The 250-nt window shown below is 48.0% G+C and carries 1 protein-coding gene; it reads left to right on the plus strand.

Annotated features, from left to right (window positions below; all coding sequences use genetic code 11):
• On the plus strand, positions 1–250 hold a 250-nt coding region (locus tag FTW16_RS01395), incomplete at both ends, for a LysR family transcriptional regulator (RefSeq protein ID WP_146489799.1).

Genomic DNA, 250 nt, shown 5'->3' on the forward strand with positions numbered 1-250 from the left:
TGCAAAAAGCTTGAACGTTTCCGTGTCTCACATCAGTAAGCAAGTTGCTTTGCTTGAAGACTCAATCGGCATCAAGTTGGTACAACGAACCACACGTAGCCTAACGCTAACCGAAGCGGGGGAGGTGTTCTATCAGCATTGTGAGCAACTGTTTAACACGGTAAAAGCAGCACAAATGGATATGGACAGCCAGCGTGAGGATATCTCTGGGATATTGCGCGTGGGGTTGTCGCAGTCATTTGGTACCTTG

This window comes from Vibrio sp. T20 (assembly GCF_007858795.1).
Lineage (GTDB): Bacteria > Pseudomonadota > Gammaproteobacteria > Enterobacterales > Vibrionaceae > Vibrio > Vibrio satsumensis.